General features: G+C 34.1%; 25 protein-coding genes, 3 tRNA genes, 1 other RNA gene and 1 pseudogene. 10 read left to right on the top strand and 20 right to left on the bottom strand.

What is annotated here, in order from left to right; genetic code table 11:
* Nucleotides 1-98: 98 nt before the first annotated feature.
* A complete protein-coding gene (gene ftsY, locus U9966_RS00485; protein ID WP_306347481.1) occupies nt 99-1259 on the bottom strand; it encodes a signal recognition particle-docking protein FtsY in 1161 nt (386 codons plus the stop codon).
* Between the two features lie 246 nt (nt 1260-1505).
* Between ftsY and U9966_RS00490 the strand changes: the two genes are divergently transcribed.
* The 4 genes from U9966_RS00490 to U9966_RS00505 all read left to right on the top strand — a co-directional run bounded on the left by U9966_RS00490 (nt 1506) and on the right by U9966_RS00505 (nt 5535).
* Nucleotides 1506-2999 (top strand): PTS transporter subunit EIIC, encoded by a 1494-nt coding sequence (locus U9966_RS00490; RefSeq protein ID WP_306347480.1) that lies wholly within the window; start codon nt 1506-1508, stop codon nt 2997-2999.
* 121 nt (nt 3000-3120) lie between these two features.
* Nucleotides 3121-3714 (top strand): 16S rRNA (guanine(966)-N(2))-methyltransferase RsmD, encoded by a 594-nt coding sequence (gene rsmD, locus U9966_RS00495; protein ID WP_306347479.1) that lies wholly within the window; start codon nt 3121-3123, stop codon nt 3712-3714.
* 56 nt (nt 3715-3770) lie between these two features.
* A complete protein-coding gene (glmU, locus tag U9966_RS00500) occupies nt 3771-5135 on the top strand; it encodes a bifunctional UDP-N-acetylglucosamine diphosphorylase/glucosamine-1-phosphate N-acetyltransferase GlmU (RefSeq protein ID WP_306347478.1) in 1365 nt (454 codons plus the stop codon).
* A 181-nt stretch (nt 5136-5316) separates the two neighbouring features.
* On the top strand, nt 5317-5535 hold the full coding sequence (locus U9966_RS00505) for a hypothetical protein (RefSeq protein ID WP_306347477.1): 219 nt from the start codon (nt 5317-5319) through the stop codon (nt 5533-5535).
* Between the two features lie 117 nt (nt 5536-5652).
* Here U9966_RS00505 and U9966_RS00510 read toward each other — a convergent pair whose 3' ends face one another.
* The 14 genes from U9966_RS00510 to ssrA all read right to left on the bottom strand — a co-directional run bounded on the left by U9966_RS00510 (nt 5653) and on the right by ssrA (nt 15778).
* Complete coding sequence (locus tag U9966_RS00510; RefSeq protein WP_306347476.1) at nt 5653-6660, bottom strand: ADP-ribosylglycohydrolase family protein; 1008 nt, start codon at nt 6658-6660, stop codon at nt 5653-5655.
* Nucleotides 6661-6730: 70 nt separating this feature from the next.
* A complete protein-coding gene (locus U9966_RS00515; protein ID WP_407675179.1) occupies nt 6731-7897 on the bottom strand; it encodes an FtsK/SpoIIIE domain-containing protein in 1167 nt (388 codons plus the stop codon).
* 189 nt (nt 7898-8086) lie between these two features.
* On the bottom strand, nt 8087-8596 hold the full coding sequence (locus U9966_RS00520; protein ID WP_306347475.1) for a DUF1643 domain-containing protein: 510 nt from the start codon (nt 8594-8596) through the stop codon (nt 8087-8089).
* 143 nt (nt 8597-8739) lie between these two features.
* Entirely contained in the window at nt 8740-9507 is a 768-nt protein-coding gene (locus U9966_RS00525) for a PP2C family protein-serine/threonine phosphatase (protein ID WP_306347474.1), read from the bottom strand.
* Between the two features lie 206 nt (nt 9508-9713).
* Complete coding sequence (locus U9966_RS00530) at nt 9714-9926, bottom strand: hypothetical protein (RefSeq protein WP_306347473.1); 213 nt, start codon at nt 9924-9926, stop codon at nt 9714-9716.
* A gap of 144 nt (nt 9927-10070) precedes the next feature.
* Nucleotides 10071-10412, bottom strand: coding sequence for an iron-sulfur cluster insertion protein ErpA (gene erpA, locus U9966_RS00535; RefSeq protein ID WP_306347472.1), 342 nt, complete (start codon nt 10410-10412; stop codon nt 10071-10073).
* Between the two features lie 73 nt (nt 10413-10485).
* Nucleotides 10486-11817 carry an anaerobic C4-dicarboxylate transporter gene (locus U9966_RS00540; RefSeq protein WP_306347471.1) on the bottom strand — a complete coding sequence of 444 codons (1332 nt, stop codon included), beginning with the start codon at nt 11815-11817 and terminating at the stop codon, nt 10486-10488.
* Nucleotides 11818-11936: 119 nt separating this feature from the next.
* Nucleotides 11937-12560, bottom strand: coding sequence for a dTMP kinase (gene tmk / locus U9966_RS00545; protein WP_306347470.1), 624 nt, complete (start codon nt 12558-12560; stop codon nt 11937-11939).
* A 1-nt stretch (nt 12561) separates the two neighbouring features.
* Nucleotides 12562-13575, bottom strand: a complete 1014-nt coding sequence (mltG, locus tag U9966_RS00550; protein ID WP_306347469.1) for an endolytic transglycosylase MltG — start codon at nt 13573-13575, stop codon at nt 12562-12564.
* A gap of 89 nt (nt 13576-13664) precedes the next feature.
* Nucleotides 13665-13740 (bottom strand) — tRNA-Lys (locus U9966_RS00555).
* A gap of 20 nt (nt 13741-13760) precedes the next feature.
* A tRNA-Lys gene (locus tag U9966_RS00560) sits at nt 13761-13836 on the bottom strand.
* A 35-nt stretch (nt 13837-13871) separates the two neighbouring features.
* A tRNA-Lys gene (locus U9966_RS00565) sits at nt 13872-13947 on the bottom strand.
* A gap of 156 nt (nt 13948-14103) precedes the next feature.
* The gene (locus tag U9966_RS00570) at nt 14104-14646 is read right to left on the bottom strand and encodes a YggT family protein (RefSeq protein ID WP_306347468.1); all 543 of its coding nucleotides are present in this window, start codon (nt 14644-14646) and stop codon (nt 14104-14106) included.
* Nucleotides 14647-15411: 765 nt separating this feature from the next.
* Nucleotides 15412-15778: a transfer-messenger RNA gene (gene ssrA, locus U9966_RS00575) on the bottom strand.
* Nucleotides 15779-15895: 117 nt separating this feature from the next.
* Between ssrA and rpoH the strand changes: the two genes are divergently transcribed.
* Entirely contained in the window at nt 15896-16804 is a 909-nt protein-coding gene (gene rpoH / locus U9966_RS00580; protein WP_211597015.1) for an RNA polymerase sigma factor RpoH, read from the top strand.
* A 147-nt stretch (nt 16805-16951) separates the two neighbouring features.
* Nucleotides 16952-17665, top strand: coding sequence for an SIMPL domain-containing protein (locus U9966_RS00585; RefSeq protein ID WP_306347467.1), 714 nt, complete (start codon nt 16952-16954; stop codon nt 17663-17665).
* 90 nt (nt 17666-17755) lie between these two features.
* Here U9966_RS00585 and U9966_RS00590 read toward each other — a convergent pair whose 3' ends face one another.
* The gene (locus tag U9966_RS00590) at nt 17756-19351 is read right to left on the bottom strand and encodes an ABC transporter ATP-binding protein (protein WP_306347466.1); all 1596 of its coding nucleotides are present in this window, start codon (nt 19349-19351) and stop codon (nt 17756-17758) included.
* 287 nt (nt 19352-19638) lie between these two features.
* Between U9966_RS00590 and U9966_RS00595 the strand changes: the two genes are divergently transcribed.
* Nucleotides 19639-21189, top strand: coding sequence for a peptide MFS transporter (locus U9966_RS00595; protein ID WP_306347465.1), 1551 nt, complete (start codon nt 19639-19641; stop codon nt 21187-21189).
* 63 nt (nt 21190-21252) lie between these two features.
* On the opposite strand, the gene U9966_RS00600 is transcribed toward U9966_RS00595, so the two are convergent.
* From U9966_RS00600 to U9966_RS00610, 3 genes are all read right to left on the bottom strand, one after another.
* Nucleotides 21253-21858 (bottom strand): trimeric intracellular cation channel family protein, encoded by a 606-nt coding sequence (locus U9966_RS00600; RefSeq protein WP_306347464.1) that lies wholly within the window; start codon nt 21856-21858, stop codon nt 21253-21255.
* 57 nt (nt 21859-21915) lie between these two features.
* Complete coding sequence (gene metJ, locus U9966_RS00605; RefSeq protein ID WP_211597007.1) at nt 21916-22233, bottom strand: met regulon transcriptional regulator MetJ; 318 nt, start codon at nt 22231-22233, stop codon at nt 21916-21918.
* Nucleotides 22234-22305: 72 nt separating this feature from the next.
* Nucleotides 22306-22518: an ISAs1 family transposase gene (locus tag U9966_RS00610; RefSeq protein WP_407675180.1), complete on the bottom strand. Its 213-nt coding sequence runs from the start codon at nt 22516-22518 to the stop codon at nt 22306-22308.
* An 84-nt stretch (nt 22519-22602) separates the two neighbouring features.
* On the opposite strand from U9966_RS00610, the pseudogene truD reads away from it, so the two are divergent.
* Nucleotides 22603-22758, top strand: a pseudogene (truD, locus tag U9966_RS00615) (tRNA pseudouridine(13) synthase TruD); the annotation flags it as partial.
* 132 nt (nt 22759-22890) lie between these two features.
* Here truD and zipA read toward each other — a convergent pair.
* Nucleotides 22891-23733 carry a cell division protein ZipA gene (gene zipA / locus U9966_RS00620; RefSeq protein WP_306347463.1) on the bottom strand — a complete coding sequence of 281 codons (843 nt, stop codon included), beginning with the start codon at nt 23731-23733 and terminating at the stop codon, nt 22891-22893.
* Between the two features lie 96 nt (nt 23734-23829).
* Between zipA and cysZ the strand changes: the two genes are divergently transcribed.
* Together cysZ and grxD are read left to right on the top strand one after the other, a co-directional pair.
* The gene (cysZ, locus tag U9966_RS00625; protein ID WP_306347462.1) at nt 23830-24630 is read left to right on the top strand and encodes a sulfate transporter CysZ; all 801 of its coding nucleotides are present in this window, start codon (nt 23830-23832) and stop codon (nt 24628-24630) included.
* Nucleotides 24631-24736: 106 nt separating this feature from the next.
* A complete protein-coding gene (grxD, locus tag U9966_RS00630) occupies nt 24737-25063 on the top strand; it encodes a Grx4 family monothiol glutaredoxin (protein ID WP_306347461.1) in 327 nt (108 codons plus the stop codon).
* Nucleotides 25064-25091 lie beyond the last annotated feature (28 nt).

Genomic DNA, 25091 nt, shown 5'->3' on the forward strand with positions numbered 1-25091 from the left:
ATAATTCATTCTGTCTTGAACGAAAGCAGAATTATCCCATACTTTTAAATAATAGTAAAGGAACCTTCCATTATGCAGTATTTAGTAATCTTAAGGAATTAGCTTTTTTCATTACTAAATAATGCGTCAATAAATTCATCTGCATCAAATTGACGCAAATCTTCAATGCTCTCTCCAACACCAATAAATCGTATTGGAATATTAAATTGATCTGCAATGGAGAAAATAACGCCCCCCTTTGCTGTTCCATCTAATTTAGTGAGAGAGATGCCTGTTAGACCAACGGCATCGTTAAAAAGTTTCGTCTGGCTGATGGCATTTTGTCCAGTTGAGGCGTCAAGTGTTAGCATAATTTCGTGTGGTGCAGTTTCATCATATTTACGTATCACTCGGACAATTTTTTTTAATTCGTCCATTAAATTATCTTTATTTTGTAAACGCCCTGCGGTATCAGCCAGTAAAATATCAATACCTTTGGCATTAGCTGATTGCATCGCATCATAAATCACAGATGCAGAATCTGAACCCGTAGATTGTGCCACAACAGGAATCTGGTTACGTTCCCCCCAAACTTGTAATTGTTCCACCGCAGCAGCTCGGAAAGTATCGCCCGCAGCAAGCATTACTGATTTACCTTCGTCTTTAAATTTGCGTGCTAATTTCCCAATAGTGGTGGTTTTTCCTACCCCATTAACCCCCACCATCAAAATTACATAAGGTTTTTTCGTTTCATCAATCACCAAAGGCTGTGCCACAGGTTTTAGTACATCAGCCAATTCGATTTTTAATTGCTGATAAAGTAATTCTGCCTCTTTCAATTCTTTCTTAGAGGTATGCTGAATTAAATTATTAATGATTTTTGTAGTAGTTGGCATACCTAAATCGGCAATTAATAGTTTTTCTTCTAACTCTTCAAACAGTTCATCATCAATTTTTTTACCTTGAAAAAAACCCAAAAATCCCGAACCAATATTTTGTTTTGTTTTTACTAATCCATTGATAAGACGATTGAAAAAGCCATCTTGAGTAGGTTTGTCTTGATAATTATCGATGATTTCAGATTGCAATTCAGCTGTTACTTCAACGTCAGATTGATGAATAGCGGTAACATTTTGTTCATTTTTTGCAAATTTTTCATCACAAGTAACCGCTTGCTCTTCAACTTGTCCTTCTGTTTCTTGTTCTGCGATAATTTGCTGTTTATTAGTTTGTTGTTTATCACCAAATAGTGATGACCAGAATCCTTTTTTCTTCGCCATATTCTTACTCTCTTAATAATTGATAAAATAGAGCTTTATTCTACTTTATTTTTTTGCCTTTTTGTTATGAAAAAGAGAAATTTATAATAAGTGTTATAAAATAAGATCGATAAGAGTATATTTAGTCTTATTTTGAATAGAACAATAATATGTGACTTCGATCACAATCTATTATTGTGGATATATATTATTTTTATAAAGTGGAGTAAATTATGTGAATTCTTACTTGGTAATAAGGAGTCTGTTATGTTTAAAAAACTTCAACAAATTGGTAAAGCATTTATGCTACCAATCGCTATTTTACCGGCTGCGGGGCTTTTACTAGGGATTGGTGGAGCATTATCAAATCAAGCCACCGTTCAGGCTTATCCAATCTTAAATAATCCGGCATTACAAAGTATCTTTAAAGTGATGTCTGGTGCGGGAGGTGTGGTCTTTTCTAATCTTGCATTATTGCTTTGTATTGGTTTAGGTATCGGTCTAGCAAAACGAGACAAAGGAGTGGCTGCTCTTGCTTCTGTTGTTGGTTACCTAATTATGACTGGTACTATTGCGGTATTAATTCCAATTTTTTCACCTGAAGTAAAAGGCATTGATACTGGTGTTATCGGTGCATTGGTAATGGGATTAATCACGGTAAAATTACATAATCAATATCATAATATTCAATTACCACAAATATTAGGCTTCTTTGGTGGTTCACGTTTTGTTCCAATTGTTACTGCGTTTGCTGCTATTTTTGTTGGATCATTATTTTTCTTAATCTGGCCGACATTTCAAAATTGGTTATTAGAGGCAGGAAAAGACATTGCCGCAATGGGAGAAATTGGTACATTTTTCTATGGTTTCTTAATGCGTTTGAGTGGTGCAGTTGGGCTACATCATATGATTTATCCATTATTTTGGTACACCGAATTAGGAGGAACAGAAATTGTAAATGGTGAAACTATCATTGGGGCTCAAAAAATCTTTTTTGCTCAATTAGCCGATCCAAATCATCAAGGCTTATTTACCGAAGGAACACGTTTCTTTGCGGGACGTTTTGACACAATGATGTTTGGTTTACCAGCGGCTTGTTTAGCAATGTATCACGCCATTCCTAAACAAAAACGTAATTTAATTGGTGGATTATTTTTAGGTGCTGCATTAACCTCTTTTATCACGGGAATTACTGAACCGATTGAGTTTATGTTCTTATTTGTCGCTCCTTGGTTATATGTATTCCACGCTTTCTTAGACGGTGTTTCATTCTATATTGCTGATTTCTTAAATATTTCGATCGGTAATACTTTCTCTGGTGGTTTTATTGATTTCTTCCTATTTGGGATCTTGCAAGGCAATGCAAAAACAAACTGGATTACGGTGGTAATGGTTGGTTTACCTTGGGCTGCACTTTACTATTTCTCATTCTTATTCTTAATTCGTAAGTTTAATGTGATGACACCGGGACGTGGCGATGACCAAGAAGAAATTATTGAACAAAAAGAGACATCGTTAACCGAAAATGCTCATAAAATTATTGAAGCATTAGGAAAAGCAGAAAACATTGAGAATGTTGATGCTTGTATTACTCGTTTACGTGTTTCTGTAAAAGATGTCAACGCTGTGAATAAAGCTGTCTTAAAATCTCTTGGAGCCATTGAAGTGCTAGAAGTTGGCGGTGGTATTCAAGCAATATTTGGTGCAAAAGCCGTACTTTATAAAAGTGAAGTTAATCAGATTTTAGGGAGAGAAGATTAATTTATTCTCTTTTTGGAATTTGCCCTTGTATTTAATCTTTAAATATAAGGGCTTTTTATTTCGTTCCTCTTCTAATTAAGATAAAATGCCCCTTCTATATTTCTTTTGAGTACCTTTTGTTATGAAAAAACCACAAATTTCAGGTAAATCTCGTCAAATGGGCGAAGTGAGGATTATTTCAGGGCTATGGCGAGGCAGAAAATTACCTGTTTTAAATGCCGAAGGATTAAGACCGACCACAGATCGTGTTAAGGAAACCGTCTTTAATTGGTTGATGAATGATGTGGCAAACGCACGTTGTTTAGATTGCTTTGCGGGAAGTGGTTCACTTGGGTTAGAAGCCCTTTCTCGTCAGGCACAAGCGGTCACTTTTTTGGAAAAATTTGCAAAAGCATCACAACAATTAAAAAGTAATTTAGCCTTGCTTAAAACCGATAAAGGCATAGTTATCAATACCGATACTTTGCAATTCCTTGCTCAAAAAAATAATGAATTGCCCTATGATCTGATTTTTATCGACCCCCCTTTTAATAAAGGCTTTGTGCCACAAGTATTGGATTTATTGATTAAAAATAACTATATTGCACCCAATGGACTGATTTATGTAGAAACGGAAAAAAATCATACCGCTTTAGTATTACCAGAAACGTGGCAAATTCTCAAAGAAAAAACCTTTGGGCAAGTGACCTGTCGTCTTATTCAAGTTTGCGATTAATCATCACTTTCTTTACAATACGTAAAAATTAATTTAATTATTTATAAGGATTTTCAATGACTCAACTTAGTGTTGTAATTTTAGCCGCAGGCAAAGGCACTCGTATGTATTCTGATTTACCAAAGGTGTTGCACAAAGTAGCAGGTAAACCGATGGTTAAACACGTCATCGATACTGCAAAATCATTAGAAGCGGACAATATTCATTTAATTTATGGACACGGTGGCGAGTTAATGCAACAAGTGTTAAAAGATGAGCCACTAAATTGGGTGCTACAAACCGAGCAACTCGGCACAGGACACGCAATGCAACAAGCAGCACCATTTTTCAATGATGATGAAAATATCGTAATGCTTTACGGCGACGCGCCTTTGATTACCAAAGAAACCTTGCAAAAATTGATTGCTCAAAAACCACAAAATGGCATTGCGTTATTAACCGTAGAGCTTGATAACCCAACAGGTTACGGACGTATTTTGCGTGATCAAGGTTCGGTAGTGGGCATTGTGGAACAAAAAGACGCAAATCCAGAGCAGTTAGCGATTAAAGAAGTGAATACGGGCGTAATAGTCGCAAGTGGCAAAAGTTTCAAACAGTGGTTGGGGCGTTTAGATAACAACAACGCTCAACAAGAATATTACATTACAGATATTATCGCTTTTGCAAATCAAGACGGTTTCAAGGTTCAAGCGGTACAAGCCGATGAATTTATGGAAGTGGAAGGGGCAAATAACCGTTTACAACTGGCAGCTTTAGAGCGTTTTTATCAACAAAAACAAGCAGAAAAACTTATGCTGGGTGGCGTACGAGTGATTGACCCTGCAAGAATTGACGTGCGTGGCACAGTGCAACACGGTAAAGATGTTGAAATTGATGTGAACGTGATTTTTGAAGGCAATGTAGTGCTTGGAAATAATGTCAAAGTCGGTGCGGGCTGTGTTTTAACAAATTGTCAAATTGGCGATAACGTAGAAATCAAACCTTATTCTGTGATTGAAAATGCGGTTGTGGGGCAAAAAGCCATTATCGGACCTTTCTCTCGTTTACGTCCAGGGGCAGATCTTGCCGCTGAAACTCACGTTGGAAACTTTGTTGAAATCAAAAATTCTAAAATTGGCAAAGGTTCAAAAGTAAACCATTTAAGCTATGTCGGTGATGCTGAAATCGGCGAAACCTGCAATATTGGTGCAGGAGTGATTACTTGTAATTATGACGGTGCAAATAAATTTAAAACCATTATTGGCGATGATGTTTTTGTCGGTTCAGATTGTCAATTAGTTGCTCCTGTAACCATTGAAAACGGTGCAACGATTGGGGCTGGTGCGACTATTACTAAAAATGTTGCAGAAAAAGAGCTTGTAATCACACGAGTTGCACAAAGACATATTCAGGGGTGGCAACGTCCGACTAAGAAGAAATAATCTTTCATTGTATTTTTTAATAGGGTTCAAACTGGTTTTTGAACCCTATTCTTTTGAATGTTAAGAAAAAGTTAGACCTAGAAATATCAATGTTTCGATCGAGATCGTAAAATTAGTTTATAAATCAACTTGGCAAATTCTATTTATATATAATGCTCCTACGTAAAAAGTAGGAACAAAAATGGTAAATTTATTTAAACTTTCAATAAGAGATGAAACATTAACTGCTTGGGCAAAAATTTCAGATGATATAACCAAAGTTGCTATTTTGACAGTTCCTGTGATATTGTACGATAATAATTTTCTTGAAGATAAGATTATTAGAATAGGGTTATTATTGGTTATAATATGCGTTAGTTTATATATTGGAATTATTTTTCGAAATGCTATTAAGGAGTAAAAAATGATCTCAACAACAGGACTTTTTATTGTTGCAGTAATTATGTGTGTATTTGCATTGGTGGCTCGTCATATTGCAAAACAAGCCGACCAAGAAAAATCTAAAAATCATCACTAGTTAAGTAATTATAGCGGTCTTTTTAGGCTTATATTTTGCATAAAATTGATCGCAAATTTCATCAATTAATGCTTTATTTTGTAAATCATCAATCCATTCTTTTGGAATAGAATCTAATCCATAATAAAGCCCTGCAAGTGAGCCTGTAATTGCTCCGATAGTATCGGTATCTTCTCCTAAGTTAACCGCAGTTAGCACCGCTTCTTTATAATTTTTTGTATTATATAAGCACCAAATACTTGCTTCTAAACTATGAATAACAAAACCTGTACTTTTTAGCTGGTTTTTAGTTAAAGATAAACTTGTGAGAAGATTTTCACTTTGCATATAGTTATAAATGGTAATATCTTCATAATTTTGGTGATAATACTGGTCAATATTTTGGATCGCTTTTTCTATAATTTGTGGCAAGGTCATTGTGTCCGTATATTTTAAAATATAGCCACCGATATAAACGTAGTATAAACACGCCATTTTGCTTAGCTCGTGAGCGTGTGTTAAAGCAGAAAGATTATAGATAAACTCCCTTGCAAAAGGTGTTATGTGGTTGTCGTCTTCCCAATGCTCAAGATAAATAAAATGTAATACAGGTAGCATTCTCATTAGTGAACCATTGCCATTACTTGTTTCTTCACTAAGCCCACATTCTAGTGGTTTTGCACCCAAAAGATAATGATATATCGCTTGTACTGTTGTATTTCCAATATCAAAGGTTTCACCGTGTGGGGTAAACTTCGCATTTTGATACCAATTTGTAAATTCATCACAAATTTTGCTATAAGAAAAATATTTTTCACTCAATACTGATAAAGTTGCGAGGCTCATACTGGTGTCATCACTCCACGTGCCTTTAGGTTGTGAATATGTACCGTACTCTCGCATATCTGTAACAGGATCTTCCTGTAATTCTTCTCGAGTCATAAACTCAACGGGTACACCTAAAGCATCGCCAATCGCTAAGCCGTAGAAACTTGCATAAAATTTATTTTTATTAATTGAGTTAGTCATCATTTCTCCTTTTATTTTTTTATCTTTTTCTTCATTTTAAAATATCCCCAAAATGTAGGGTATATTTTGATTATGTCAAAATCGTTCTCTTTCCTCGATTATCAGGTGTTGAAAGAATGCCTTTTTGTTGTAGTTGATCCAGAATTCGTACAGCACGTGGAAAACTTATCGAAAATTGACGCTGTAGTCCGCTAGCAGAAGTCACCTCTGACTCAATAACAAAAGCAACCACTTCATCAAAGAGTGGATCTAAATCACCATTATTTGATGATCCTGATTTTTCGTCATTTTTAGCGGTTTCAATAATTGTATCAATATAATTTGGACGGCTTTTTGCTCGCCAATCATCTGCTACTTTTTTAATATCACTGTCTTTTATAAAAGCACCTTGAATATGCATTAAATTTGGAGTGCCAGCTGTGGAATAAAGCATATCCCCTTGTTCTAATAAACTTTCAGCGCCGTTTTTATCCAAAATCGTCTTTGAATCAATGTTGCTTGTAACTTTAAATGCAATTCGACTGGCAATATTCGATTTAATTAGTTTTGTAATGACCTCTTCAGATGGTCGTTGCGTTGTTAAAATCAGATGAATTCCTACCGCTTGGGCTTTTTGTCCAATTTGCACGATATAGTCTTCAATCCGTTTACCGTGAACCATTAACAAATCAGAAAACTCATCAATAATAATCACAATATAACTTAAATTTTCTCCCATTCCTGATTGTTTGAGTTTATCGCTATACTCTTCAATATTACGTACATTTAAGCGATCTAAAAGTATATAACGGCGTTCCATTTCATTAATAACCCAATGTAACGTATTTCCCGCTTTTTTCATCTCTGTTATAACAGGTGTTAATAAGTGTGGAATATTATCGTAGATACTTAATTCTACAATTTTTGGATCAATCATAATAAAATGTACTTGTTCAGGGGAAAATTTGTAAAGTAAGCTTAAGATCATTGTATTTACAGCCATTGATTTTCCGCTTCCACTTTTTCCTGCAATAAGTAGATGTGGCATTCTTGCTATATCTAGTATAACTGGCTGACCACTAAGATCTTTTCCCAATACTATTGGTAATTTTGCTTTAGTATTAAGGAATTCATTGCTTTTAATAATATCTTGTAGATATACGGTTTTATGATGAGAATGAGAGGTTGAAGTATGCTTATATAAAGTACATTTAGAGAAAAATGCTTTTATTCTATTTTTTAGATTAACATTAGACATTATGTTTTTCCTTAATTTAGCTATATTTATTTTAAGATTAGTTAGTATGATAAAGATGAATGCGACAAATTGTGTCGTTGTTAAAAAATAAGCGGTAAGATTTGTTGAACAATTTGCAAAAAATACCCTTTAACTTTTTTGAGGTAAAGGGTATAAAAAACAAAATTATGAAAAATAAAAAATTACTTTTTAATAAATATTATACGGTTTAATACAATCATCATATCCCATTCTAGAGGGATGTCTTTCAGTTTGTAAAAGAAGTTTATCGGTATTTTCTAACCACGAATTAATTTTATTGATTTGTTCTTGATAAGGATTACTTTTACCCCAAGCAATTAAGATTATATCTGATGAATCAATAGCTTCTCTTACAAATTGGTCATTCTCTTTGTTTGGTACACTATTAAAACCATTAAAATCAGTGGTTTGAATATCTGCAAATTGATTAACTATAATGATTTCATTAACTTCTCGAAATTCTTCATAGTTATCCATAGTAAAAATAAGTTTTTCTAATTTCTGTACAGAAAGATCTGCTATATCTTCACCTGCAATACTGGGGTTTTGCATAATTACACAAACTTTTTTAGTTCCTAAAACATCATTTTTCTTTATAGAAAGACGATATCGATAGTTTTTACAATTTGAAAAATTAGCTGTTACAGTAACACCTTTGATATGATAGAAAGTACTCATAATATTCTCCTATTAATTAATTCTAGGCATAGTCTACAATTAAATTAAATTAAATTAAATTAAATTAAATTAAATTAAATTAAATTAAAGCAATTTTTTGTGATTTTGTGACATTTATCTATCTTTTTATTTCTCCTTATTAATTATAAAAATTCACAACAAATAATAGAAAAGTCGTCATAATACTTTTGGTTTAAAAGTATCTTATGAAACGCATTTAAACGCTGTTGATTAGTTGCATATTTTTGCCAAATTTCACTGCATTGTCTAACAGAAAGAGTATCAGTTAAACCATCAGTACATAATAAAAGAGTTTCACCTTTTTGAACGGTTATTCGATCGCAAAAATAAGCCGTTTGAAATGGTTGAAAATCTGCCACCAAATAAGAGGCTAAACCACTATAAATAGATGCATAATCATTTTTATTAGCGGTTGGATCATTCGTTAATTCAGATAACAAAGTATGATCATAGCTAAGTTGTCGCCATTCGCCTTGTGAGTTAATCAAATAAATTCGACTGTCACCGACATTTAACAACTTAACTTGTTGGACTTTTAAATCAATCTCTACGGCGGCAAGAGTCGTTGTTGCACCAAAATAATGCTTCGCTAATTCTGTATTAAATTTTTCCTGCGTTTCACAAAGCCATTTATAAGTTAAAGATCCTTTATTTTGCTGACATTCGGCTAACTGCTCACACCAAAATTGACTTGCTTTGGAAGAGTTTCCACTGCTATATACACCGTCTGCGACACCTAATATAAAATGGGAATAGTCAGGAATAAATGTGGTTGCAATTTTACGATAGCATTGCAACACTTCTTTACCATTAAACAACGCATCTTGATTTCTTCGCTTTTGACTTTTTCCTTTGGCTTGCTGACAATAAGTAATCTGACAATTTTGCATATTTCCTCCTTTATTATTTACTGGTTTTCACTAACACGTTTTAACCTCGTTTAAGCGCCAAATTTAAAAAATGTCAATTTAAACAACAAACTACATAGGAGCTTTTCAAACAACTGGTGTTTTTAAATAATACTCAAGAAATAAAAAAAATGATTTATACTAGATTTTATACTCAATATCCCAAATATTCTCATCAAGTTTTTCTTTTAAATATAGTGAGACAAATTAAAATTTTGTAAAAGGTAAAGGTTGAGAGGAAAAATTGAATCAAGGGTACGTTGAACGGTGCGTAATGAACGCTCAAAACCGAGATTGCTCATTTTCTTTTGTAACTCATCGGCGGTGATAGAATAACTTTTTGGAATTTGGCGTAATACTTCTAAATGGAATTGCACTGTGGTTGGTTTTTCAATCGTCATTTTAATTACTTTTAATATCTTAAATATTAGTGAAGTATAAATCAGTCAAAAATTATTTCACAATATTATTTTTTGCACTCTATGAAAAACCAACATCATTAAAAATTAATATTTATATCGCTAAGATAAAATGATTTTACTTAATCAAACAGTAAATGACGATCCACAACCACAAGTGGAACTTGCATTTGGATTATTAACAACAAAACGAGAACCTTCTAACCCTTCAATATAATCAACTGTTCCGCCAATTAAATATTGTAAGCTCATTGGATCGACAACTAATCCAACATTTTGATTTTCAATCGTTAAATCACCCTCGTTTACTGCTTCATCAAAGGTAAAACCATACTGGAAGCCACTGCAACCTCCACCTGTAATATAAACTCGCAAGCGGAGGTTTGGATTCTCTTCCCCCTCGATTAGACTCTTTACTTTAGCCGCAGCTGCATCTGTAAAGATCAGAGGAACATTGATATCACTCATAAAAAACCCCACTAAATTAAAAAAATAGTGGGGTATTATCTACTAATTAGGCGTATCAATCAACTTGTTTGAATTAAATTAATATGCTACTTAATCCCACACCAACGAAACAGGCAACAACAACCCCAATTAGTCCAGGAACCATAAAGCTGTGGTTAAAGTAATATTTTCCGATTTTAGTTGTACCAGAAATATCAAAGTTTACGGTTGCAATATCAGAAGGATAGTTTGGAATAAAGAAATAACCATAAGTTGCTGGCATTAGCCCAACTAATAATGGTGCAGGTAAACCGATTGCAAGTCCAACTGGAAGTAACATACGAGCTGTTGCCGCTTGGCTATTGATCACAACTGAAACCGCAAATAATGCAAAGGCAAATGCCCAAGGATAATCGGTAACCATATCAATAATGCCCGCTTTAAATGATGGCATTGCATATTTGAAATAAGTATCACTCATCCACGCAATACCAAAAATTGCTAAGGTTGCCACCATTCCTGATTTAAACACTACGCCATTTGGTACTTTTTGCACGTCAGTTTTAGTGGCTAATAAAATAATTCCCCCAAAAGCGAGCATAACCATTTGGATAATTGTCCCCATTCCAATGGCTTTTTTGGCATTGCCAATGGTACGAATTTCAGGAACAAGAGCAACAATCACAATAAAGACTAAAGCAAGTAAGAAAATTAATACTGAATTACGTGCTGCGGGAGGTAGCTCTTCATTTAAAGTGGTACTCGTTGTATTTGCAATACGTTCTTTCCAAACAGGATCTTGTAAACGACGTTGATATTCAGGATCATCTTGCAATTCTTTACCACGACGTAAGCTATAAAGCGAAAGTGCGATTGTTCCTGTAAGTGTGGCGGGAATAGTTACTCCCACGATACTTAACAATGTAACGTGAGAGAAACCTTCTAAGGCGACAATTTGTCCCAAGTAATAAACAACTGCCGCTGAAATAGGGCTGCCTGTAATCGCCAGTTGTGATGCTACCGAAGATGCAGCCATTGGACGCTCAGGACGAATTCCATTTTTTAGAGCTACATCTCCAATGATTGGCATTATTGAATAAACAGCGTGTCCTGTTCCAAGCATTAATGTCATTGTATAAGTCACTAATGGTCCTAAAATAGTGACTCGTTTTGGGTTGCGACGTAAAATACGTTCTGCGATTTGTAACATATATTTCAACCCACCCGCAGCTTCCAAAATAGATGCACAGGTTACAACGGCTAAAATAATCAACATCACATTGATAGGTGGCGAAGTAGGTGGCATTCGTAAAATAAAGACTTCAACCATTAAACCAATACCAGAAACAACGGCTAAACCTACACCACCATAACGACTTCCAGCATAAAGGAAACCAAGCAAAAGTAGAAATTCAAAGTACAGCATAAAACACCTCTAATTTAGGTTAAGTAAGACAATTTTTCTAACTATAATTCGTTTTAATTCACGTCATATAGCTTAACTGAATAATCTCATTTTTTGAACTATTTTTTATTAATTTCAAACTAAATTAACCACTTCTCAACAACCGTTCTAATTTCTTCTGAAACCTTTTCTAAGCACTGTTCTGCATTAATTTTTATTGCTTTAGAGTTTTGTTCTACTAATTCCAAGTAACGTTTTCGAGTACGATAAAAAAAATCGATATGTTGTTGCTCTATCCGATCGAGTTCGCCACGTCCTTTTGCTCTCTCTAAACCAATTTTAGGATCAAGATCCAAATAAAGCGTTAAATCGGGTTCAAACTCACCTAAAATGGCATTTTTGATTGTATTGAGCAATGGTTCACTTAATCCTCGCCCACCACCTTGATAGGCTAAAGTAGACATATTATGACGGTCACCTACAACCCATATTCCATTGTCTAATGCAGGTTGAATAATGGTTTCTACTAATTGTGTTCTTGACGCATAAAGCATTAATAATTCTGCTTTATCTGTCGTATATTCTCCTTCAACACCTTCTTTCCAAATTCGGCGTAATGCTTCAGCAATAGGCGTTCCACCGGGTTCACGAGTAGTAATAAACTGAATATTATGTTTTTGTAAGCTATCTATGACAATTTGCTGTGCATTACTTTTTCCTGCACCTTCCAAACCTTCAATAACAATAAATTTTCCCTTTAACATTTTAATTTCCTTTCTTGGATCTTAACCATTTTAGATATTCTTGCACTGCTTGATTATGTTCTTTAAGTGTACGACTAAATTTATGCCCCCCCGTTCCATCTGCCACAAAATATAGATAAGTAGTAGTATCGGGATGAGCAACCGCATTAATTGCTGCTTCGCTTGGCATTGCAATAGGCGTTGGAGGCAAGCCTTCTATCACGTAGGTATTATAAGCTGTTGGTTTTCGTAAATCTCTTTTTGTAATGTTGCCTTTATATTTATCTCCCATTCCATAAATTACGGTTGGGTCGGTTTGTAAACGCATTTTTAAACGTAATCGATTAACAAAAACGGAGGCAATTTGAGGTCGTTCCTCTGCTTTGGCTGTTTCTTTGTCTATGATAGAAGCAAGAATTAACATTTCATAGGCTGATTTAAGTGGTAAATTTTCATCCCTATTATTCCAAGCGTTATCCAAGATAGTTTTTTGTCTTTTATAAAGGCGTTGTAATAATGCCAGATCCGTTGAATAAGGAATATAATTATAGGTATTTGGAGCAAACCATCCTTCTAATTTAGAATGTGGAATGCCTAATAATTTAGCAATTTCTTCTTCTGATTTTCCTTTTAGCGTTTGTTTTAAAAACGAGGCTTGTTTAATTGTTTCTAACCAATCTTTAAATGTTTTTCCAGAAATAAAACGCAACGAAAGTTGAACTTGTTGATAGCCCGTTATTTGCTCTAATAATTGACCTAATGTTGTTACCTTATCAAGAGAAAATACCCCTGCTTTAAAATCTTTAAATTTAGGGTCGAAGCGAATAATATAAGGTAATAAAAATGATTTCTTAACAATATGTTGCTGGCTAAGTAAGGTGGCTAATTGTTTACTAGAAGTGCCTCTCTCAATAATTAAAAATTGCTGAGGTTTACTTTCAATAGGTTGATTAATAATTTGAAAATAACGATAGCTTACTAATGAGACTAAGCAAATAGGAAGCAAAAATAAAATAAATATAATTTTTTTTAACATAACTAAAATGGAAGAATAAATAAATTGATGTAACTATACCAAAAAGCGGTACGATTTTAAGATTTTTTTGCAAATTTAAGAAAATTAAATGGTGGGGCATGAAGGATTCGAACCTTCGACAAATGGATTAAAAGTCCACTGCTCTACCAACTGAGCTAATGCCCCTAATGATATAGAGTAAGAAGTGGTGGGGCATGAAGGATTCGAACCTTCGACAAATGGATTAAAAGTCCACTGCTCTACCAACTGAGCTAATGCCCCTTATTAAACTACTAACATAATATAGGGTACGTGAATGGTGGGGCATGAAGGATTCGAACCTTCGACAAATGGATTAAAAGTCCACTGCTCTACCAACTGAGCTAATGCCCCGTCACTATTCAACGAGGGGTAATCATACTGATTTTAAAAATCTAATCAACCCCTTTTTTTAAAATTTTTACATAATTATAGATTAACTGGATAGTTTCCACTCGATTTTGTAAATTTTCATAATAATCCTACCGCTTACTTGGTCATTTAGTAAACTTATGCAATTGCCCAAAGCCCACCTAAATGACTATACAAAAATTGGTTTAATGCTAATAAAATAAATGCCAATACCATTACAGAAAAATCAAGCATTCCTGTTTTTGGAAGAAAACGGCGAATTAAACCCAATACGGGCTCTGTAATTTGTGCTACGGTATAATCTAAAGGATGATTACCTTGCGTTACCCAACTCATTAATGCTCGAATTAATGTAGTAAAAAATAAAATTTGTCCAAAAGTTTTTAACACACTTAATAAACCAATCAACACCGCTGTGGTAATAGAAATAGTGTCAATAAAGAAAAAATAAAAGAGTGTTACTATCACCATCGCAATCAAAATAGCGGCGACATTAATATTTCCACGTAGATTAGGAATAACCTTGCTTACTGGATTAACCAAAGGCTGAGTTAAACGAAGAAGAGACTGAGAGATGGGTAGCTGAGGGCTAACTCTACAAAACTCCAACCACGCTCGTAAGATAAGAACAAAACTAAAAAAACTAATCACAATGTTCAAAAGACTAATAATAAATTCCATAAATTTAACCACGCTATAAATTGATATAATATAATCCGTTCAGATTGACATAACTTACACTTTTTGTAAATAGTTTGAATGAACTAACCGCTATTCCAAGCATAATATAAGCGGTATGATCCTATCAAAAATTTACAATTTTGTATTATCTTTTTTTCTGATACACTTTTGATATCAGGGCAAGAGCATTTTAATTTTTACCTAAAAGTAACAAAGCTCTAAAATCATCATCCAATGCAGCCATTTTGAATTTACGTTTCATACTCGCATTACAACTTGTGTCTGTAATATTTGTGAAACCAAGCCTTAACTTCTTTATTTAGCTATCTTTGATTACCTTTTAATGACACAACATAATCAGCCCCTTTAGATTGAATTTACTTTTTACAGCGTTCAATTCTAGGATCTTTGATAATTCAAAAGTGAGTAATAAAATTATTTGTCATATCAGTAAACATTTTGTTATTCGTTACTGATCTGATCGTAAAAATAGTATTTCGTTCAATTTAAAATGATCTTGCCCTAAATCTTATATATGATGCAGGATGATCTTGTCCGAACCATAAAAAAACCGCTCATATCTCTATAGTATGTGCCCTCGTTTTTGCCCTTTTCTAAGTGAGGGATCACTTGAGGGATCATTAAAGGCAGATTGTAATGAAATTTAATGAAACGCTATAAAACTCTATGAAATGCACAAAGCCTTGTTATAACTGGCTTTGTGATACTTTATGAAACGTTGGCGAACGTTAAAAAATGATATTCTGGTGGAGCTGGGGGGAGTTGAACCCCCGTCCGAAATTTCTCTACCGTCAGTACTACATGTTTAGTCTAATCTTTAATTTAACTTACTCACTGCGGATAGACACGCGATAAGTAAGCGAACTTGGTTTAATTTAATGCTTCGATCCTCAAGTTGCGGCTTCCACACGATCTTGTTTGGTTTTGACTCCTCTTGATCCCCGTCTTACAAGCTAAAGCTAGGGAGAGAAGGCTCTAAGCAGGTTATTAAGCTGCTAGTGCGTAGTTTTCGTCGTTTGCGACTATTTTTTTGCGGTTTATTTACGAGGCCTACCGCACCTCGACATGCACTTTGGGCTTCGCTAATCCCGTCGAATCCTGAATCAGCCCCATTCTTAAAAAATCTTAAGAAAAACAATTCTATCAGAAGCGGTAAGATCTGTAAACTTTTTTGCAATTTTGTTTTCTATGTTAATATAGCTACTTGATTGCAAATTAAGGAAATAGAATGAGTGATACCCAAGAAACTAAATTACTTGAAGCAAAAGAAAAACATTTACCTGCAAAACGTGATGATTTTGCAAACAGTATGTTAATTCCTCAAGGTAATTTGGATAGTTATATTCGTATGGCTAATCAATATCCTGTTTTAACCGCTGAAGAAGAAAAAGAGCTAGCAGAACGCTTATACTATGATGAAGATATTGAAGCAGCAAAACAATTAATCCTTTCTCATCTTCGCTTTGTGGTACATATTGCTCGTGGTTATATGGGCTATGGTTTACCACTGGCAGATTTAATTCAAGAGGGCAATATTGGATTGATGAAGGCAGTAAAACGTTTTAATCCTGAAGTAGGCGTTCGTTTAGTTTCTTTTGCCGTACATTGGGTAAAAGCAGAAATTCACGAATATGTACTGAAAAATTGGCGAATTGTAAAAGTTGCCACCACCAAAGCACAACGTAAATTATTCTTTAATTTACGTAAAAATAAACACCGTTTAGCGTGGTTTAATGAAGAAGAAGTTAAGCACGTTGCTAATGAGTTAGGAGTACAGCCTTCTGATGTGAAAGAAATGGAATCTCGTATGACGGGTCAAGATATGGGATTTGATTTACCTACCAATGAAGATAGTGATGAGGCTTATGTTCCTTCTATGTATTTGGAAGATGATAACTCTAATTTTGCTGATGATATTGAAGATGAGCAATATAGCGGACAAGCAACAGCCAAACTTGCCTATGCGTTAGCGACTTTAGATGAGAGAAGTCAAGAAATCATTAAAACTCGTTGGTTAGACGACAATAAAGCAACATTACAAGATTTAGCAGATAAATACAGTATTTCTGCGGAAAGAGTACGTCAGCTAGAAGCGGCAGCACTGAAGAAAATTAAACAAGCTATTACATTAGAGTAGTGTTGAAGCGGTAATATATTATTCAAAATTTGCAAATTTTGATCAAAATGTTACCGCTTGGTTTATTTTTATACCCAATAAAAATGGGAACTCATTCCACAATAACTCATCCAAGCAAAACCAATCTTAAACGATTAAGGAGTACCAATGAAATTGCAAAAATATCTTATTATCTTACCGCTTATAATTGCTAGTTTTAGTGCTTTAGCACAAGAAAAAAAGAGTAATGATGAGTATAAATCCACTTTCCAGTTTTCTACTGAAGTGCGTCGTACGGTGGATAAAGATTTAATGTCTGCTTCTGTGTACAGTCGTAAAACAGGAAAATCTTTAGTTGAATTAAGAGCCTTTGTTTCTAAAAATTTAAATGAAGTACTGGAACTAGCAAAGAAATACCCAACCATTGAAGTGGAAGCAACAGGTATCCAAAACTATCCTCATTACAAAAAAGAAAAAGTAAAAGGATGGGAAGCTCAAGGAGATATTCGATTTAAAAGTAAAGATTTTGAGGCAATGGAAAAATTACTTAATGGGCTAGGTGATGAAATTGCATTAAACTCTATCGATTTTAGTGTTTCTCCTGAAAAGCGTGCAGTGTTAGAAGATGAAATGACGGCGGAGATGATCAAAAAATTACAGCATAAAGCAGAAATTATTAAAAAAGGATTAAATGCGGAAAGTTATCTTTTAGTTAACATTCAATTAGATAGCGTTAATAATACGCCTAGACTTTATCGTGGTCAAATGGCACAAATGACTTATGCTTCAAAATCAAGTTTTCAAGATGAAGATAGCTTACCACTAGAAGCGGGGAAAGAAACCATTATTAGTCACGCCTCTGGAACAGTAAAGTTTAAATAGTTGCGTATCAGATAAATTAAAAACAGCAAATGGTATAAATAAACCGATTTGCTGTTTGTAAATTTTGATAAGAAAGTAACCGCTTACTTGTTATAGATTAGACGCCTTAATTAAACGTTGAGTATAAGGGTGCTGAGGGTTATGGAAGATTTGTTGTGTATCTCCACTTTCGACGACTTCACCTTGTTGCATTACCATTACGTGATTACTTAATGCTTTAACCACAGACAAATCGTGACTAATAAATAAATAGCTCAAATCATATTTTTTCTGCAAGCTGTTTAATAATTCAATCACCGTTAATTGCGTTGAGCGGTCAAGCGCAGAGGTGGGTTCATCAAGTAAGACAAACTTTGGTTCTAAAATCATTGCTCGAGCAATAGCAATACGCTGACGTTGTCCTCCTGAAAATTCGTGAGGGTAACGGTTAATCATAGAAGGCGATAAGTTAACCTCTTCTAACATTTTCATTACTCGTTCACGGCGTTCTTGTTTACTCATTTTAGGAAAATGAACCAATAATCCCTCGCCAATAATTTCTCCTACTGTTAAACGAGGAGAAAGGGAATTAAAGGGGTCTTGGAAGACCATTTGCATATCTTTTTTCAGCGCTTGGCGATCTTCTTTTGAAAGTAATGGAATATCACGGTTATCAAAATAAATATCACCTTGATAATCTAAAATTTGCATTACAGCACGCCCAAGAGTAGATTTTCCAGAACCTGATTCGCCCACAATACCCAGCGTTTCCCCTTTTTTGAGGTTTAAAGAGATATTTTTAACGGCATTAAATACTTTTTTAGGTTTACCAAACCAAGAGCGTTGTACGATGTAATCTACGTCTACATTTTTAAGCACGATCAGATCCTTCGCATTTTCATCTGGTGCAGGTTTTAAGGTGTCAGGAATAGGATTAAGTAATTCTTGAGTATAGGAATGTTGAGGATTATTAAATACTTCGTCTGTATCACCTCGCTCAATAATTTTTCCATTTTGCATCACACAGACATTATCGCTGTAATTATGCACAAGGCGTAGGTCGTGTGAAATTAAGATGATTGCCATCCCCATCTCTTTTTGAAGATCCATTATTAAATCAAGAATTTCAGCTTGAGTTGTAACATCAAGAGCAGTAGTAGGTTCATCAGCAATCAATAAATCTGGTTTATTAATAATTGCCATTGCAATCATAATTCTTTGTAGTTGACCACCAGAGAATTCGTGTGGATAGCAATCCATTTTTTTCTCTGCATCGGGAATTTTTACAATATTTAAGGTGTCTAGCGTTAATTGTTTGGCTTCTTTTTTAGAAAGTTGGGGTTGGTGGGTCATCACAGATTCCACGATCTGAGAACCAATTCGCATAAACGGATTCAATGACGTCATTGGTTCTTGGAAAATCATTCCAATACGCCCACCACGTAAATCACGCATTGCTTTTTCTGAAAGGGTTAAAATTGATTTATCTTCAAAAATAATTTCAGCGTTATCACCATAAGAGACGATATTTTCAGGTAACAGTTGCATAATAGACATAGAGGTAACAGATTTTCCTGAACCTGATTCTCCAACAATGCCCAATGTCTGTCCTTTTTCTACCTCAAAAGAGATACCTTGCACTGCGTGTACTAATGCATCATCAGTCTTCAGGTAAACATTTAAGTTTTTCACTTCAAGTAATTTCATTTTTATATCCTGTAAATTTGCATTAAATTATATTTTTATTGTTTATCTTTTGGATTCAATACATTTTGCAATAGCACAAATGATGATATCAAAACAACATTTCTACTACAAAAAAATCATTTTGTAAATAGATAAAATTAAAGCTGATGGAGTAATGATGTGTTGTATTTATAAGCAAAAATAAGATAAAACGAGAGTTATGCTCAAAATATGTTATTTTTTGCTTGTTTTTTATTATAAAAAACGATAATTTACGTAAGTTTTTTTATTATTAGGAGGTTTAAATTATGTCGGAAGTGACTATTGATAATAAGATTAATCCTAAGGTGTTAAATCACCCAGCGGGATTATTTGTGTTATTTTTTACTGAAATGTGGGAACGTTTTAGTTACTACGGAATGCGTGCATTGTTAGTACTTTTCTTAGTTTCAGCCCTTGATGAAGGTGGTTGGGCTTGGTCTCGTGAAGATGCGGGTGTGTTATATGCGTGGTACAGCTCATTAGTTTATTTTACACCCTTAATTGGGGGTTATATTGCTGACCGCTTAACGGGTGCAAGAGTTGCCATTGTTGGTGGTGCATTTTTAATGACCTTAGGGCATTTATCTCTTGCCTTCGAATTTATGGGGCAATGGTCATTCTATCTTGGTTTAACCTTGCTTGTATTAGGTAACGGTCTATTTAAGCCAAATATCTCGACAATGGTCGGTGATCTTTACAAAAAAGAATCGAAAAAAGACAGTGCTTATACCATTTTCTATATGGGTATTAACGCAGGTGCATTTTTAGGTATTATGCTTTGTGGTTATGTAGGTGAAACTGTGGGTTGGTCTTACGGCTTCGGTTTAGCGGGTATCTTTATGTTATTCGGTTTACTTCAATTCTACTTCTCAAAAGCATTATTCGGTCAAATCGGTTCACTGCACAAAAAAGTCGTTGCTGAAAATGCAGAAAGCAAAGAAGTAACAAAAGAATCTCTTACTGGAACAGAAAAAGATCGTTTAATTGCAGTAGGTGTATTTGCATTATTCACTATTGTATTCTGGTGGGCATTTGAGCAAGCGGGTTCATCAATGACCATCTTTGCAAAAGACTATACACAACGTGTTTTAACGGGTGAGTGGGCGACTATCTTTGTATGGGCAAACTTCTTCTTAACGGTTGTACCAGTGATTATTGTCACTTGGGTTTTAGGTTTATTAGTTAAACAAACTTTCTCAAAAATTGCACTATCAAACAGTTTCTTAATGACCAGTTTTGTGATTATTTGGGGGATTGTGATTTGGAAATTATACGGTGAATTTAGCTCAACGGATCAAATTGAAGTACCTGCTTCTTGGTTTGGTATTTTAAATTCATTCTTTATTATCGCATTTGCACCATTAGTTTCTAAAATTTGGGATACTAAATTTAATCCATCAGGTCCAATGAAATTCGCAATTGCAATGATCTTACTCGCAGCAGGTTTTGGTTTCTTAGCTTATGGTTCAATGAGTATTAAATCAGGTGTTGCAGAGGCATCAGTTTCAATGTTCTGGTTAATTGCAGCTTACTTCTTACATACAATGGGCGAATTATGTTTATCACCAATCGGCTTATCTTATGTAAGTAAATTATCACCAAAACGTTTCGTAGGCTTAATGTTCGGTGTTTGGTTGTTTGCCGCATTTATCGGTAATTTATTATCAGGTTACACTGCAAGCTCAATCGATGCATTAAATGAAATGATGGGATTATCAGGCTTCTTCTTGCTATTTACATTAATTCCAGTAGGTGCAGCAGTGATTATCGTATTAATGTCTAAATTCTTGAAAAAACGTATGCACGGCGTACACTAATTAAAGGATTAGTAAAATCTTATGAAAAACCCACCGCTTTGGTGGGTTTTTTTATGGATATTTTTAATCTTTAGAAAAAGTAGGTAAAGAAAGTTGCCATTTTATTGCAGTTAAACGAATAGCTAATACGACAGCTATGCCTACCAATACATTTACAAAACGTGGTAAGTGAGAATAATCTAATAAACAGTATACGGTAGCGCCCATAATACAAGCAGAGGCATAAATTTCTTTTTGAAAAATAAAGGGAATTTGACCTGCCAATACATCTCGAATTGCACCACCACCACATCCTGTGAGGGTTCCCATTAACACTGCAACAGTAGGAGAAAATCCATAATGCAGTGCCTTTTCAGCCCCCATAATAGCAAAAAATGCTAATCCAAAAGCATCAGAAACGGGCAAGATATACCAAGGTAGACGGGTAGGTTTTTTAGTGAATACAATCATTAGTATACAAGTTGCAATGACCACCCAAATATAGTTATTATCAGTAAGCCAAAAAACAGGAACATCTAATACAATATCTCGAATAGTTCCCCCTCCAATGGCAACAACACTCGCCAACACTAAAACCCCGACAGCATCCATTTTTAATCTAAATGCCATTGAAACACCAGAAACCGCAAAAATAGCCGTACCAAGCAGATCGACAATATATAGAAACATTTATTCTCCTTTAAAATCAAGCGGTAAGATAGTTATCAAAATTTTCAAATTGATTCTTTAGTATTGCCAGTCTTTTGGATCAATACCTAGTTCTTGCATTTTTAACTTCGCTTCTTCTGGAATTTCATCGTGACGGGCTTTCATTAAATCTTCATCTGTTGGAAGGGGTTGCCCTGTAAAAGCATGTAAGAAAGCCTCACAAAGCAATTCACTATTGGTTGCGTGGCGGAGATTATTTATTTGACGACGAGTTCGCTCATTCGTTAAAATTTCTAGTACTTTCACTGGAATAGAAACGGTGACTTTACGAACATGTTCACTTTTCTTACCATGCTCAACATAAGGGCTAATATATTCGCCACTCCAATCTGCCATTTAAGGGATCCTTATAATTAATAAATTTCAAGGTTCATTCTAACAAATAATGAATATAGCCGTCTAGACTTCTTATTTGTTTTTTAATAATAAATTCATTGCAAAATGCCTAAATATTGCCATATATTCAGGGGCATTTTCTAGACAAATTCTTGATTCATCTTCTTTAAAAATTACATCAAGCACCCAGTATGAACTGTTTTCAATACTCCAATGACTTCTTATTGCTTTTGCTACCATCTCAGGTGCAATAAGCAAAGAGCTTATAGTAAGAAACTTCTTCACTTTTTTTCTTTGATTGTTCTTTTCCTTACCACTTCTATAATTGTGCTCAAATTTACCTTGCTCAATTAAGAATGGCGTATCTCGGTGAGTTTTACGGTAAATAACCTATCTAAATGGAGAATCCAAGCAAGCGTAGAATTTGCAGATTTTATCGCAAAAGAAGAACTCGGTTATGAGTTCAATGAAGAGGAATTTGTTGCGGTTAAAGTTCGTAAAACCAATACCAATACCTTAATAGTATCTATATCAACAATGTAATTTATTGGTTTTATTAGATTCTGGTTCCTATCTTGCTTTAATTAAAGTATGACCTTCCCCCCCCTTTTTAAGAGAGCTATTTTTTAACAATATAGCTTTTAGTCTGTTTGTAAATTATTGTACTCTTCGTATGTATTCCAAGTGAGATTGTTTGTCAAATAACGCTTGTTGGTCATTCAGCATAAATCCGCCGAGTGATTTAGATAAGCTTTCTACTGTGCTGATCATCAATCGTAAATTTGTAACATCATTTCCAGCTGATGGAATATACATAAAAAAGAGAAGACCAATTGTTGAAAATGAGTGTATTTTATCGAGATCAAATACCCCAGGTTGCATCATATTAGCAACACTGAAGATAATTGGACTCGCACTGTTATCAATATGACGATGAAAAATTTTATGTTCACCATATTGAAACCCCATTTCTTCGAGCTTTTGAACAATTTCTTCACCAGAAAATTCTTTATTTTCAGGAGCAACAAGATAAAGGGTAATAATTTTCTCTTCTGTTGTCTTCTCTTGAGTCTGTGTTACCTCTGGTGCTTGTTTTTCTACCTCTACCTCTTCTTCCTCATTTTTAATTGTGTCTTGAGTATTAAATAAGGATAATTGTCTCTCTTCTACTTTTTGTTTTTGCTTCTCTTTTTCTTTCGCATTTTTCTTATTGTTTAAACGTATTTTTATTTTATTGACAGACTTTTCAACTGTAGAGTTTTCATTATTTTCTGACAATTGTTTTGTCGACGTGTCATCTTGTACATTGTCATACTTCTCATTCTGAGATAAATGAGAAAAAGAGAGTTCATTTAATGGTGTGATGGGTTGTTGTGGACGACTAGCAAAGTCATTTTCAAATATATGGGATTTTTCTCTGCGAGAAGACAAGATTGAATAACCAATTAACAATGTAATCAGTATTCCAGCTAAAATAAAGAAAATAATTGAGAGTTCCATTGCATCCTCTTTTGTCTTATAGTATGTACTTTGAAAAATGATATGAATAGCTTACCATATTTCTAAGAATATTTTAAAAATATAAGGAAAAATATTATGATTTTATTACTTCCACCTTCTCAAAATCAGTTTGAGGCAGGGATTTATTATTTTACTTTTGGATGGCGTTTGATTTTTCAGCGAAAATTACTTCCTTTTATTTTGTTTCCATTACTGATTAATATTACGCTGATTATAGGTTTAGTATGGTTATTTATTGTTAACCTTAATGATTGGTTAAATTCTCTTGTAAGCTTTATGCCTAGCTGGTTAGATTGGATAACCGTGATATTGATCCCTATTGCAATTTTGGGTTTAATGCTCTTTTTCTATTTTACTTTCACAACACTAGCCAATTTTATTGCTGCGCCTTTTAATGGCTTATTGGCAGAAAAAGTGGAACTTCAATTAACGGGGGAACTGTTATTAGATACTTCTTTTGCCGATATATTAAAAGACATTCCAAGAATGCTTAAACGAGAATGGCAAAAAATGATGTATGCACTTCCTAGATTAGTTATTTTATTTACATTAGGCTTTGTACCTCTTTTAGGACAAACGGTGATCCCTATATTATTATTTATATTGGGATGTTGGTTAGTTGCAATTCAATATTGTGACTATCCTTTTGATAATCATAAAATTAGCTTTATTAGGATGCAAAAAGCATTATCTGAACATAAAGTAATGAACTTAACTTTTGGTACACTGATAAGCATTGCCACATTAATTCCAGTAATTAATTTAGTTATTATGCCTGTTGCGGTGTGTGGTGCAACTGCAATGTGGACACAAGAATACCGTACTTTCTTTTTAAATAGTGATTTAGGGGAGTTTTATGATAGAAAAAAAGAGTAAATTTATAAATAAAATATAAAATGCTATTTAATTAAACAGGATAAGCGGTGCGATCTTAATTAAAATTTGCTAAAATACTCTCCTATATTTAGATTAGAGGCTTATAATGGAAACAATAGAGAAAATCAAAAAACAAATTACAGAAAATCCTGTTCTTATTTATATGAAAGGATCACCAAAATTTCCTTCTTGTGGTTTTTCAGCTCGAGCAGTAGAAGCATTGATAGGATGCAAAGTTCCTTTTGGATATGTAGATATTTTAACTAATCCTGATATTCGTTCAGAATTACCAAAATATGCACAATGGCCAACTTTTCCACAACTTTGGGTTAAAGGTGAATTAGTAGGTGGTTGTGATATTATTTTAGAAATGTATCAAAAAGGTGAGCTTCAAAAACTATTAAAAGAAGCGACTGAAGAAAATCCAGCTTAATTTTAGTATTTATAACCCCTATTACTTT

Source organism: Pasteurella atlantica (assembly GCF_963693435.1).
Classification (GTDB): domain Bacteria; phylum Pseudomonadota; class Gammaproteobacteria; order Enterobacterales; family Pasteurellaceae; genus Phocoenobacter; species Phocoenobacter atlanticus.